We start from the raw sequence: 12,600 nt of genomic DNA on the forward strand, positions 1-12,600 counted from the left end.
CTAACGGATCCGACGTCCACGACGAGTTTCACAGCCGCTGGCAACAGAGTTATTTCCAACTACACGCACCAGCACGTATGAGCGAACGAGCAGGCGTCGAGACGACAGAGGCGGAACGCTACGACGTGCTGGAGTACTCTGACGGGACCCACAGGGCAGTCCCAGCCGGGGACGGAACCGCCGTCCGGCAGGCCCACGAGGCAGAGGCACGGAAGCAACGCCGGTTCGCAACGCTCAGCCTCGCGGTCATGCTGTCAGTTGTCGCGGTGTCCGTCGGCGCTACCGTTCTCGGCGACATTCTTGATTCATCGATCGCCGGTCTCGTCGTCGGGATCGTCGGCGGTATCTGGCGATTCCGTCGCTGGGAACACGACGACATGCTGCCCGACCTCGTGGCAACGGCGGCCTCCGCTCACGTGGTTTCGGACTACATCGATGGGTTCGACCCCGACGAGGTCACCTCACCGTTTAATTGATGCGAGGGAGACTCCATGAGAATCTCGCTGAAATCCCTAAAGCGTGAACTGCGTCATAGAGTCCCGACGGTCGACCTATGACAGAGTGAACTATGGACTTACCCGGTGTGGCGACAAGCGGTCCAGCTGATGAGGCTAGGGCCGATCAATACTCCTCTGCGACCTCGTCGCGGAGCTGCTGCCCCAGGTCGGTGAAATAGAGTCGCCAGTACAGGGTCGCACCCATCGCCGATACCGTCAATAGCAAGTGGGTAACTTCGGAGGCCGTGTCCGGGGGGTTCGTCCGGCTGTACTCCAGCCCAGTTTGGGCGTACACCACAGGTGCCACCGAGTGAAGAAACGGCTCGATCGCGATCAGGTACGCCGCCATCACGAGCAGGGATGCCCCGAGAACCTCGATCGCGATCCGCATTCCGCCTTCCATCTTGAGGATATCGAACTCGTCCATCTCCATCTCCGCTCGCACGGTTGGTGAACTAAAGTGTCACGGTCAAAGTCATGTGTGTGCGACTCGATGCGTTCTCCACGCAGGTCCTCGATGGGCGTGTCGTATGGGGCGACCGTCTGCCGAGGTATCAAGATCCTGTGCTCTGCGGAGAGGACACCCCAAGTATTCGCTTGTCGGTCAGCAGTTCGAGCCCACTGGACAGCGGCCTCAGCATACGATCGCTTGACTGAGAAATAGGACGATGTGTAGAGGTTGCGAACCTCCACTGGATTATCGGCTTTCGCGTCACCGCACCCGGCAAGCACGAAGCGGCCCCGAGTCCGTTGTGTCTGTGTTGTCATTATCAGTCTCCCTCGTCCAGAGAGGGAGTCACAAAATCCTCTGAGGCTGCGTGGCCGGGTTCACTCGTGAACCCCAGTGGGGATGAGTCCTGCCCGGTATTCCACTCTGTCCCGCTCGTGTTGGCTCCGGTACGCGAGTGTCTGTCCGTTCTCGTACTCGACGACAATCGCATCCTCAAGGCCGTCCACAGTCGCTCTCGTGCCGTCAGCAGCCCAGACGGGGTCCATCGGTTCCGCTGTTAGCGGGGTCCGGTCTTTCTCCACGATCGGCCACACACCCCGGGATTTCCAGTATGACCGGATGTGTCGCAAACTCTCTCGAACCGTCTCTCGAATCGAGAGATGGTCCGCACTCCCGTAGCCGTGTGGTGAGAAGTACTCCCCGTGAAGTGCCGCTAAGTGGACCCCGTTCCAGTCGACGCCAACGATATCGGCTGGCTCCTCGCTGGTCACACGCGGTTGTGTTAGTTCCTCAATCACTGGATACTGTTTTGTCGGACTTGCCCCAGTAGATGCACTCGCCGTCCTCGCCAGTCCACGATGTCCGTGTACTCGTCGGCAGTCTGGTCAGAATACCCCATGGGTAGCCAAGTATCATGTCCTCGTCGATTACGTCGATTGCTTCGTGGCATTTCGGAACGATGATGACCTCAGTCCCCGGAAACTTCCGTTTCAGCTCCCGTCCGGCTTGGTTGTACCGTCTTGCCTCCTGTCGGTCGTATGCGTCCCCGAGCATCCCAACCGACGGCTCGTACCGCGACTACGATCTGTACGCTCGCTCGGACATCCCGCGCCGCGTGGCCGTCCGGGACGGTGTCGTCGTCTCGACGAGCGCGTCGCTCCACAGCACGCCGGATCTGGAGGCGACGATCGATGCCGGACACGGAGACACCAAGCGGTACCACGAGGTCGATACCACGTTCGAAGCGGTCACCGATGCGGTCGGTGCCAGCCGAATGGTGTCGATCGGCGATCACCCGACCCTCAACCCGACCGTCGCCGAACTCGGTGCCTACGCGTTCCGAGTCGACGACGAGGCCGCGTATCCCTTCCTGCTCGAACGGTACCCGGAGACGGTCGACCAGCCCGGCGAGCGGATGAAAGATGCCATCGAGGATCAACACTATACCGGCATGGCGGCGGCCGATACCATCGACATCAGGGTCGACGGCCAGCTGGCGACGGCGGGTGCTCGCATGCCGTTGCAGCCGGACGAACCTCGCGATCTGATCCACGATCCCCCCAGATCACCTGGGGCGTGGCCTTCGACGCGGAGAGTGAGACGGCCACGCTCCGTCACGAGCTCGGTCCGGAACTCGACGCCGACCGCCTGTGGTACGATCTCGTTCCCGTCGACGCGGTCAATCGGGTCGAGAACCGGTCGCTGTGGCCCGGTCGAGACACCGTCGGACCGGGCGACGAGACGACGGTCGACATGAGTGACCATCCGGACGCAGACGGCGTTGACGTGCGCTGGGGCCCGAAAGATCATCCCTACGGACTGCGGCTGTTCAGCTACGTCCCCGACCGCGGCGAGTGATATCGGGAGCTATCCGGCCGTGACGTATTTTACCACCTTCAACTGACAAATATCGCGACGATCGTCCCAGCGGGCGATCGATCACTTCTACATATATATCTGTCGCCGATGTTTGCCAGTGCGCGGCCGACGGGCCGGTATAAAGATAGCTGGCTGTCATCGATTACGTACCACGATGGTTCCACCAGACGATCCCTTCCGGCCGACGCGACGCTCGTTTCTCAACGGCAGTGCGACGGCCGTCGCGCTCGGTCTGACGACTGGGCTCAGTGGCTGTACTGGCAGCTTACCACCGCTGAGCAGCAAACCGAGGTACGGCCGTGTCGACGTTCCCGACGCCGGCCCGCCGGAGTACCGCCGCTGGCTCCCCGCAGGATGGGAGAGCGAGACCGACGAAGACTGGGTCATCACCTACGCCGAACCCGGGCGCTTTGACGGCCCTGTCCCCGAGGAGTTCGTCGCCAGACGCGGTTTCCAGAAGATGGAACTGGACTACTTCGGAATCGGGTACGAGAACTACGACAGTGTCACGAGCACGAACCTCGCCACGGTGATCGAGGCCGAGTTCACAGCCGACGACGTGGCGTCAACGCTCGCAGACACCGGCTACGAGCCTGACGGCTCGTATCGCGGCTACGACGTGTACGCCCGTTCAGACGTACGCAGACGGGCTGCAGTACGAGACGGCGTCCTCGTGTGGTCGAGTACTCGCAATCACAACGCACCGGACATTGAGGCGACGATCGACGCCGGACACGGTCACAGTCGACAGTTCCACGAAGAGAGTGACGCGTTCGCGGCGGTCACCGACGCGGTCGGCGCAAGCCGGATGTTGTTCATTGGCGGCTCTCATCCGGGGATCAACCCCGAGGTTTCCGAACTTGGTGCCGACGCGTTTCGAATCGACGACGATGTCGCATACCACCTGTTGATCGAACGGTACGAAACCGAGACCAGCCTCTCTGAAGAGCAGATGAAGCGTGCCCTCGGACAGCAGCGACACGAACTCACGAAAGAGGCACAGACCGTCGATGTCAGGAAGGACGGCCGATTCATGACGGTCTCTGCTCGAGTACCGGCCCGGCCGGATCGTGAGCGTGATCCGATGGACGATCCGCCACACGTCACGTGGGGTGGAGTGTTCGATGCCGAGACCCAAACCGTCACGCTTCGTCACGAGGTCGGCGAGTCGGCCGACGCGGACCTGATCTGCTACGACATCGATACGCCCGAGGATAAGGGCCAGGTCGAGAAGAAGCCACTCTGGCCAGACCAGAACACCGTGAGTGCCGGTGACGAGACGACGATCGACCTGGGTGACACTCCGACTGCGGAAGGGATCAGTGTGGTGTACGGCCCGATGAACGACGTTAGCTTCCGGATACTGTTCGAGCTGCCACTGGAGGGCGACCGATGAGCGCCACGGCCGTCCCTCGTTTCAGCACCTCACAGACGCCACGACCTCGGCCAACCGAGGGCAAGATACTTGTTCCACGTATGTCAGATGACGCTGTGGACGAGGACCCCGACGTTGCCGACGTCGTCGCTCTGCTGGACGACGAGCACGTTCGGTCGATCCTCGTCGCGACGAGTGCGGAACCGCTGTCGGCCAAGGAACTCGGCGAGCACTGCGATCTCTCGGTGTCGTCGATCTATCGTCGGGTCGACGAGCTCTGTGACTGTGCCCTCCTCACCGAGCGGACGCGACCGCGCCGCGACGGCCACCACGAGACGGTGTACGTCTCGACACTCGATCGGTTCGAGCTGACGATCCGCGACGGCGAACTGGACTGGACGATCGACCGGACGGAGAGCGACCCGGCCGACGAGCTCTCGCGGATGTGGGGACAGCTCTGAGATGAACGTCTTCAGCGCGCTTACCGACTTCACCGGCGTTGTCGGTCTCGCGGCCGGGGTGGCGGCGACCGGCTCCGCCCTCGTTGGCCTCTACATCGGCGGTCAGGCCTATCGCGGGCTCCGACGCAACGACGACCCGTCGATGCGATATCTCTCGATCGGGATGATCCTGCTCTTCGGCGTGACATACGTCCTGGCGGTGGCTGGACAGGGGCTCCTCACGTTCCGCATCGTCCCGATCCGCTACCAGAACGTGTTCCGGCTGATCGTCCGCCTCCTCCAGTTCGGGGGGCTCCTCCTGATCGCCTACTCCCTGCGTATCGCCACCGACTCCTAGACGACGCCTCGATAGCTTCCCACAACCGCTGACGCCCCCTCCACCATGTCCCGACTGACAGCCACTCCAGATGGTCCCTCACCGCTGACTCTCCGAGCCGTTCGTCTTCGCAGGCGACGAGGGCAGAACGCTCCCGACGATTGCATGCTGTACTCGTCGCTCACACCGGCCGCGGCGATCGCCTCGATCGCGATCTCCATCTCGACGCCTTCAACGTCCCAAGTCTTGCGGTGACTGTCGTCGACGGCCGGCTCCGCCTCGTTGGCGGAGAGGAGGTTCGCCGCGGCGCCGCCCTTCGCCACGGCGCCGTAGAACGTGGTCACCTCACCGACCGGAACATCCGGCACGTCCGCGATGGGCACGATCGCCCCCGGCGCCGCTTTCAGTTCTTCGAGCGTCTCCAGCACCGCCTTCGTGACGTCCCGCCCGCGCTGCACCTTCTCGGGCAGCTGCTTCGCGACGACTGCTCTCGACCAGCCGCCTTTCACTTCGTCGCTGATCCGCATTGCCTGCTCGTTGACCTCCGCGAGTTCGTCTTGCGTCAGTTTCTTTCGGGGATCCGTGCGCTCCGTCGGCGCCGGCTCGTCCCGACCACACAGCTCGCTGACGACCTCCCGCGTGCGCCGTTCACGACCATGAGTCGAACACGTTCTTCTACGGGGAAACGAACCTCGACGGCGTCCTCGATCTCGTGACGCGCTCGAAAAAGCCCGTCCAGGAGCTCGCTGATTCGACGACGGGGAAACTGAGAGACTACTGTTGAAATGTGATAGGGGGACACCGGGTTTCCGGTGAAATCTGAGAGATACTGAGACTTCGCACGCACACCGGATTTCCGGTGAAATCCAAATCAGCCAAATCACCGCTGAGTGGAACCACACGCACACCGGGTTTCCGGTGAAACAGAGAGCCATAGCAGTAACCAAGAACGCTCCGTATCAACTACTATTGCGTCAACTGGGGAGCGTAGACAGACACACCAGATTTCCGGTGAAATTGCCCAATAGAGAGAGTATAGCTGCTAAATCCATTGGTTACAAAAGGAATGTTCCTATGCTATCTGCGGATTCAGGGAAATCTGCAGGAGGAAGAACAAATGGAACCCATATCAGCAAGGAAATGACCAGATGCTATCTTTATTGCTATGTCTGACATAGTTTTATATACAATCCTAGCGTGACATTCCAGCGGCTGAATCGCTTTTCATAGATTAAAGCGAGATTTTCTCGCTTGTGATTTTCATCACTCCAATCGAAAACACTCCACAGAACCGTTCTATCCTATGTATCTCGAGATTTCTGTCTCTGTTCTACTCCGGTATTTCCTTGGCTATCCCGCCAATGCGGATGAGGTAGATCGAAGTTGAAACCATGTTTCCAGTGCATCTTAACCCCCGTTTCACCTGGACACTAAACACCCTCTATACGCTTTTCACCGGAAACGTGGTGTGTGTGTCTCGGGGAAAGTATCAAGACGTTTCACCGGAAACCCGGTGTACAAGCAATGTCCGACTCTGACGATCTCTTCATTCTTGAAGATCCCATTTTCGTGAACAAGGAACTGCTTGAAATCAGCCATCTCCCGGAGGAGGATCGCATCGTTGGTCGAGATGAAGAAATCAAGCAACTGGCTAATGCGGTAAATCCCGCAATCTTTGGCCAGAGTCCTAGCAACATCCTCCTGTATGGGAAGACTGGAACCGGGAAGTCTCTCTGTGCAAAATACGTTTCTCGTCAACTGGTCGATACCGCATCTGAGGAGGGTATCAACGCTGTCTACGCATATGTGGATTGTGCCCAGGACAGCACCGAAACCCAGTCTGTGCAAACGATTGCGGACTCAGTAAATACGGAGGAGAATGATATCTACATTCCCGACAAGGGAATTAGCACTGCAACCTACTACAAGCGTCTCTGGCGGATTCTCGATATGCATTATGACGTCGTCCTCATAATCCTCGACGAGATCGACAAACTCGAAGACGACGACATCCTGATGCAACTGTCACGAGCTGGAGAGGCTGGAAAAATTGAAGACTGTAAGATTGGTGTCATCGGAATTAGCAACAAAATCAAGTATAAGGATCGGATGGATGAGCGGGTCAAGTCCAGTCTTTGCGAACGAGAATTTGTGTTCCCGCCCTACGACGCTAATCAGCTCAATGAAATCATGAGTGCACGGAGCGACGCATTCAGAGAGGGAGTACTCGAAGGTGGTGTTATCCCTCGGGCAGCTGCACTGGCAGCTCGTGAGCACGGCGATGCACGAAAAGCGATTGACATACTTCGATATGCAGGTGAAATTGCCCAATCATCGGACATGAATACGGTTCCAGAAGACTTCGTTGTTCAAGCTCGAGAGCGGGCTGAGACTGACCGGTTCCGTGAACTCATTAGCGGCTCAACGCCACATTCTCGATATGTACTACAGGCGCTGACTATCCTTTCGGTTGATAATGCTGGCAATGGAGCTGGTGATATCGGTTTCCGAACAACCCGAATCTACGACGTGTACGAAGACATTTGCCGTCAGGAAGGCTCTGATCCTCTCTCGTTACGACGCGTCCGTGACCTTCTCAAGGAACACGCTTTCTTAGATATTATCGAACAAACGCGCCACAGTGGTGGTAGTGCAGAGGGGAGCTATACAGAGCATCAGCTCCTGGAAGACCCAGATGTCGTGCAACAGGTGCTCGAAGATACAATCAGCTGAATCGATTTTGTAAAGCAGCGTACTACCACTGTTCCGTATCTCTGGATGGACTTAGTTTCACCAGAAATCCGGTGTCTCTCATTAGCTGATAACCACTAATATTTGACTGTAGTCTCCTGATGTCATCGGAAACGTGGTGTGCTGCGTCTGAGATTCCAACAGTCTACCCCTGTGAGATGGTGGCACTTTTTCACCGGAAACCCGGTGTGGGTCGATGTGCTGACTCAACACTGTTAACCAACACTATATCACTCAATGCAGGTTAAAATTCCAGCTGTACGATGCGAGTATCTTGATCAGTTTCGTATAGTCAGGAACTCACTCGTCAGGATCGACCGGTCCCTTGTACTGTGATTTCACCGTGTCACCCTCTCGCCACTGCCAGTAGTAGTAGCGGTTGTCGTTGATCTCCTTGACCGTAATCGTCGCTTTGGCAGGGACTTCGTCCGGGAGATCGTCTGGTCGTTCTTCGACCTCTTCTTTATCTGCTGATTCCTTGAGACGGGTCTCACGTTCCTTGTGCTCAGCTAGCGCTTCAGCGTATGTAGCAACGTCACGCAGCCTCTTCGGATCCGACTCGTTGAGCGTGTTGACGATCTCCGTCGGGAGGTTCGTCGGTGGTGTCGGGAGTTCGTGGGACATCAACTTCTCTGTCTTAACCAACGCGGGTCTTCAACGATATGTCTGTTGGTTAAATAGAGTCTCCGTTAGACAGAACTGCCGAAAGAGCCCGTAAATACCCTGTGAGTGCACTATCCATCTGTGCCTCGCAGTTTTGTATAAGGGCGACTTGTTGGAGATCTGGGTGCTACTCCTCGATGCCAGCCTCCCAGCCCTTGTGGAAGTACGCTAACGCCAAGTCGGAGTCGAAGGACCGTCCGGAAGGAACGTGCTGCAAGACTTCTTGTTCTGGAATTGGTTCAACCACGCCTTCATCAAGCAGACTGTTGACGATATCGCGGCCCCGTTACTCATCGATCTCGACAGTGTCGGGACGCTGCCGGTCGCGGTCCTGGGCGATCTGTTCACGCTCAAAGCGCTCGTGGTCTGGAACTGTTTCGGTTGGGTCCATAGAGGGAGTCCCTCGCCCAACCGGGGATAAACAAAATTAGCGCTAACCAACAACTGCGAAGTATGGTGGTCGGTGTTGGTTAGTCTACACCACCGTTTCCGCAAAACCACACGAAACCGGCTCAGTTCGGGAGCTTCGGTGCTATCACGAACTGCATTGCTCCATCGGCGTCAGGGAATTCGGATTTCAGCACGAGCGGTACTGAGTCTCCGATATGGAGAACCCGATTCGTGCCGTCTGGTAGGCCAGCGTTTGCCGATTTGACGAGTGATGAGTCGAGTTTTACTTCCACGTCCGCAGGCTCGAAGGCGATGAGATCGGTGTCTTCCCACCGGTAGGTCATGCTGTCAGTGTCACCGTCTGCGGCAAACCGTACCTCTCTGGTTTCTGAATCAACGGTGAGGTCAAACCGGTCGGCAAGCATATCCGCTGCGTCAAGACCGAGCGAGATGTCGTCTGGACTCAGGTGGACGGTTGCCGGGATGTCTATATCTGGCATCTCGACAGGGTAGCGGAGCGATTCAACCGTCTCAAGATCGATAGTTCGCGTTATTCCGTCGATATTGATTTCCAGTGTGCTATTCGCTGCATCGAGTGCGAACTGTGCAAGGTCGCCTGCATCGCCGATCGAGAGCGCATACGCCTCTATTGACCGTTCTATTGCCCCGAAGCAGACCTCTATGACGGCTGTGTAGTACCCGTCCTGTGCTTGGAGTGTGTCGACGACTTCGAGGAGTCGACAGGCTTTGGTCAGCTGCGTCTCCCAGTCTGCGTCGGCGCTGATTCCCTCCTCGAATACCGTCCTCCCTCTGCCGACCATCTCGAAGGCGTCTTGCGCCCGTTCAATGGCGTCGAGCACGGCAGCAGGGTCCGAACCGTTACTCATCGTTGGCACCCTCCTCTAGAAGGAGGTTTTCGACGGTTTCGAAATCGCTCGTCTTGTAGATCGGAATGCCTGAGACGATAATTTCCCGAATATCATCCGTGTAGGCTGGAATCGCCTGGACAGCCTCAACGTCGATATCGTAGGCGTACCGGTCCCCATCGAATACCATGTCTTCGAGGTCCCGGGCGACGGCGTTCGCTTCCCGCTGGCTCTCTGCCCGCCCGGAGCGAGTGAGGACCCAGATATCGATATCGCTCCGTCGGTCAGCATCGCCCCGAGCGACGCTGCCGTACAGTATGATTCCGACAACGTCGGTGATATTGTCACGGAGCTTCGTTACCGCATTTTTGACCGGTTTGTGATACTCAGGTTGGGGAATCCGAAGAATAGGATCGTCTGGGATAGACAGTCGGTCCCTGTTGATCTGTACGAGTCGTTGGTTGCTTTCGGGAGATTCAATGACTAGGTCATTCGAACTGAGAACATCTATTGCTCGTCGCACTGACTGGTGTGAATGGCCGATCTGTGTCGCGAGTTCTCTCAACGAAAAGTCGCTAAATCGGTGGTTGGTTAAAAATAGAAGAATATCGCTCGTCGCTTTGTGTTTGAATAAATCTGGATTCGAAGTGGGTATCGGGAGCGAAACAGAGGCACCGACTAAATCAGCTCCTTCCGTCTGACGGTTCATATGCCGTAACACGGACCACTGGTATAAAAATATTATATACTTTCCAGAGTTTGCATAAGTATCGAATCGGTATCAACACTACTATACCTAGGGAGACTGGTATCAGTGAGCGGACCTCAGTACGTTCAGTCGAGGGGATAATCCGGCACCACGATTCGTGATCTACCGACGATGGCGAGGTAATTCGTACTGATCGTGATTATCCCCTCGACTGAACGTACTAACCTCAGAGAATACGGGGACACACACCCCGGGTGTCGAGTGTAAATCAACAGGATGGTGGGTACCCGATCAGGACACTGTGGCACATCTGATATTGTTAACTGCTGTTTCCAGGTGGTAAAGGACTCTAAATTCTTCTTTTAGCTTTTCGCTCTACTACTAGCTAGAAGTTATTTATATATTTTATTGTACCAGCAATAAATGAAATATATAATGTGTTATGAGCAGGTTTGAGACAGATATAGAAAACTCTCAGTATCATTTATAAGTGAATCTAGTCCTGTAGTGCATGGCTATCTCTGGACGACCCATGAGTTACACAGCAATCGCTACTGAGTTACCAATCTGTCCGCAGACAGTATGTACACTCGTGCTAACCGCATTTCTCCCTACTCTGACTAACGGTGACACGGTCTTAGACAGTCAGCATGGACAGTTTACACTCGACACCCGGGGTGTGTGTCTTCAAAATGTAGCTCATTAGACGCCTGAAGAGACATAGCGACTACCGGTGTTACACTCGACACCCGGAGGGGTGCACCACTTTCTTCTTTTTTGGAAATACACTATACTATTGTTGCCGCATATACTCTAATAACGGTAGAATCAATCGTTTACACTCGACAGATGGTGTGTGATGGAGGTATAGTTTTATATACTACACCGACTGTCGTGTGTAATATGAGGTGGCTCCTCTGGGGTCATATATTCATATGAGTAACGAGAAACAGAGTCCCCTCGACTCAATTTGGGAAAGTGAGGATCCAATTTTCGCGAATAAAGAGCTTCTCGATATTGAACACATTCCGGATGAGGAGCGGATCATTGGTCGTGAAGATGAAATATCTAACCTTGCCAATAGCATTCATCCTGCAATCCGGGGTGGAAAGCCCAGAAACACGTTAATTTACGGAAAGACGGGAACTGGCAAGAGTCTCGTTGCCAAGCACGTTACTCAAAGTGCTGAAGACTTCGCTCACGATGAAGGTACGAGACTTGATCGCGCATATATCGATTGTACCCAAGCAACGACAGAGACACAGGTGGTAATCAAACTCGGTCGGATATTCAACAGACCAGATGAAACAGATATCTCTGTACCTCCTTCGGGGTTATCGACGAATGCATACTATGATCGTCTTTGGGAGATACTCGATACCCTCCATGATGTCGTTATCATCATTCTCGACGAGGTTGACAAACTCCAGGAAAACAACGTGCTAATGCAACTCTCCCGAGCTGGTGAAGCCGGGAAGATTGATTCGTGTAAGGTTGGTATCCTCGCGATCAGCAACAAAATCTCGTTTAAAGATTCTCTCGATGAGCGAGTCCTCAGTAGTCTCCAAGAGCGTGAGTTTATCTTCCCTCCCTACGACGCAAATCAGCTCCGCGAAATTATGCGTCATCGTCAGGATGCATTTCGTGACGGTGTCCTCACCGATGATGTGATCCCTCTGGCGTCTGCATTCGCTGCACAAGAGCACGGTGATGCTCGAAAAGCACTGGATATTCTTCGAAATGCAGGCGAACTTGCAAAAGACGATAACAGTGATGTTGTGCAAGAAAACCATGTTCGGAATGCACGTGAGCAAGCGGATATCGATCGATTCTCTAAGCTTCTCCAAGATCAGCCTACACAATCGAAAGCAGCGGTGTACGCCCTTTCATTGATTGCAGAGGGGAGCAATCAGGAAGAGTTCCCTACTCGTAAAATCTATGAACGGTACGAGCAGCTCACGGAGTCACTAGATATTAACCCTCTCTCACAAAGACGGATGTCTGATCGGCTGAATGAACAGGCGTTTCTAGATATCCTCGGCGTCACGGATCGGGTTGGACGCGGCCGTGGGAAAGGCATGACTAATTTTTACTACCTTCTGGAGGAGCCTAAGGTCGTACAAAGTGCCATTGAATCTGATCAACGGTTTTCCTCCGAGCAGTAATTCACGATTTTACACTCGACAGTTGGGGTGTTTCACTCGAACTTACGGACTGATAGATCCCTAGAATATCTAAATAAG

At 55.5% G+C, this 12,600-nt stretch carries 12 protein-coding genes and 3 pseudogenes; 7 read left to right on the forward strand and 8 right to left on the reverse strand.

What is annotated here, in order from left to right:
• The first annotated feature begins 77 nt into the window (after window positions 1-77).
• Entirely contained in the window at window positions 78-476 is a 399-nt protein-coding gene (locus AV059_RS03370; RefSeq protein WP_058992328.1) for a hypothetical protein, read from the forward strand.
• Window positions 477-621: 145 nt separating this feature from the next.
• Here the strand turns inward: AV059_RS03370 and AV059_RS03375 are convergent, their stop codons facing one another.
• The 3 genes and pseudogenes from AV059_RS03375 to AV059_RS23135 form a co-directional block, all read right to left on the reverse strand.
• Window positions 622-924, reverse strand: coding sequence for a hypothetical protein (locus AV059_RS03375; RefSeq protein WP_154020984.1), 303 nt, complete (start codon window positions 922-924; stop codon window positions 622-624).
• 50 nt (window positions 925-974) lie between these two features.
• Window positions 975-1,268, reverse strand: a pseudogene (locus AV059_RS23130) (DUF6884 domain-containing protein); the annotation flags it as partial.
• Window positions 1,269-1,325: 57 nt separating this feature from the next.
• A pseudogene (locus AV059_RS23135) lies at window positions 1,326-2,022 on the reverse strand (DUF6610 family protein); the annotation flags it as partial.
• Between the two features lie 40 nt (window positions 2,023-2,062).
• Between AV059_RS23135 and AV059_RS03385 the strand changes: the two are divergent.
• From AV059_RS03385 to AV059_RS03400, 4 genes are all read left to right on the forward strand, one after another.
• A complete protein-coding gene (locus AV059_RS03385) occupies window positions 2,063-2,704 on the forward strand; it encodes a hypothetical protein (protein ID WP_228841726.1) in 642 nt (213 codons plus the stop codon).
• Between the two features lie 276 nt (window positions 2,705-2,980).
• Window positions 2,981-4,222, forward strand: a complete 1,242-nt coding sequence (locus AV059_RS03390; protein ID WP_195156613.1) for a hypothetical protein — start codon at window positions 2,981-2,983, stop codon at window positions 4,220-4,222.
• Between the two features lie 80 nt (window positions 4,223-4,302).
• Window positions 4,303-4,662: a winged helix-turn-helix domain-containing protein gene (locus AV059_RS03395; protein WP_005532717.1), complete on the forward strand. Its 360-nt coding sequence runs from the start codon at window positions 4,303-4,305 to the stop codon at window positions 4,660-4,662.
• A gap of 1 nt (window position 4,663) precedes the next feature.
• A complete protein-coding gene (locus AV059_RS03400; RefSeq protein WP_058992333.1) occupies window positions 4,664-4,999 on the forward strand; it encodes a hypothetical protein in 336 nt (111 codons plus the stop codon).
• On the opposite strand, the gene AV059_RS22735 is transcribed toward AV059_RS03400, so the two are convergent.
• Window positions 4,996-5,505 (reverse strand): hypothetical protein, encoded by a 510-nt coding sequence (locus AV059_RS22735; RefSeq protein WP_228841727.1) that lies wholly within the window; start codon window positions 5,503-5,505, stop codon window positions 4,996-4,998. The two genes, AV059_RS03400 and AV059_RS22735, sit on opposite strands and share 4 nt — an antisense overlap.
• A gap of 997 nt (window positions 5,506-6,502) precedes the next feature.
• Here AV059_RS22735 and AV059_RS03410 point away from each other — a divergent pair.
• A complete protein-coding gene (locus AV059_RS03410) occupies window positions 6,503-7,711 on the forward strand; it encodes a Cdc6/Cdc18 family protein (RefSeq protein ID WP_058992334.1) in 1,209 nt (402 codons plus the stop codon).
• 318 nt (window positions 7,712-8,029) lie between these two features.
• Here AV059_RS03410 and AV059_RS03415 read toward each other — a convergent pair whose 3' ends face one another.
• The 4 genes and pseudogenes from AV059_RS03415 to AV059_RS03430 all read right to left on the reverse strand — a co-directional run bounded on the left by AV059_RS03415 (window position 8,030) and on the right by AV059_RS03430 (window position 10,213).
• Window positions 8,030-8,353, reverse strand: coding sequence for a hypothetical protein (locus AV059_RS03415; RefSeq protein ID WP_058992337.1), 324 nt, complete (start codon window positions 8,351-8,353; stop codon window positions 8,030-8,032).
• Between the two features lie 166 nt (window positions 8,354-8,519).
• A pseudogene (locus AV059_RS03420) lies at window positions 8,520-8,783 on the reverse strand (hypothetical protein).
• Between the two features lie 121 nt (window positions 8,784-8,904).
• A complete protein-coding gene (locus AV059_RS03425; protein WP_058992339.1) occupies window positions 8,905-9,669 on the reverse strand; it encodes a hypothetical protein in 765 nt (254 codons plus the stop codon).
• Window positions 9,662-10,213: a nucleotidyltransferase domain-containing protein gene (locus tag AV059_RS03430; RefSeq protein WP_228841728.1), complete on the reverse strand. Its 552-nt coding sequence runs from the start codon at window positions 10,211-10,213 to the stop codon at window positions 9,662-9,664. Before AV059_RS03430 ends, AV059_RS03425 begins: the two co-directional genes overlap by 8 nt.
• A gap of 1,079 nt (window positions 10,214-11,292) precedes the next feature.
• On the opposite strand from AV059_RS03430, the gene AV059_RS03435 reads away from it, so the two are divergent.
• The gene (locus AV059_RS03435; protein ID WP_058992341.1) at window positions 11,293-12,522 is read left to right on the forward strand and encodes a Cdc6/Cdc18 family protein; all 1,230 of its coding nucleotides are present in this window, start codon (window positions 11,293-11,295) and stop codon (window positions 12,520-12,522) included.
• Window positions 12,523-12,600 lie beyond the last annotated feature (78 nt).

Source organism: Haloarcula sp. CBA1127, from assembly GCF_001485575.1.
Classification (GTDB): Archaea; Halobacteriota; Halobacteria; order Halobacteriales; family Haloarculaceae; genus Haloarcula.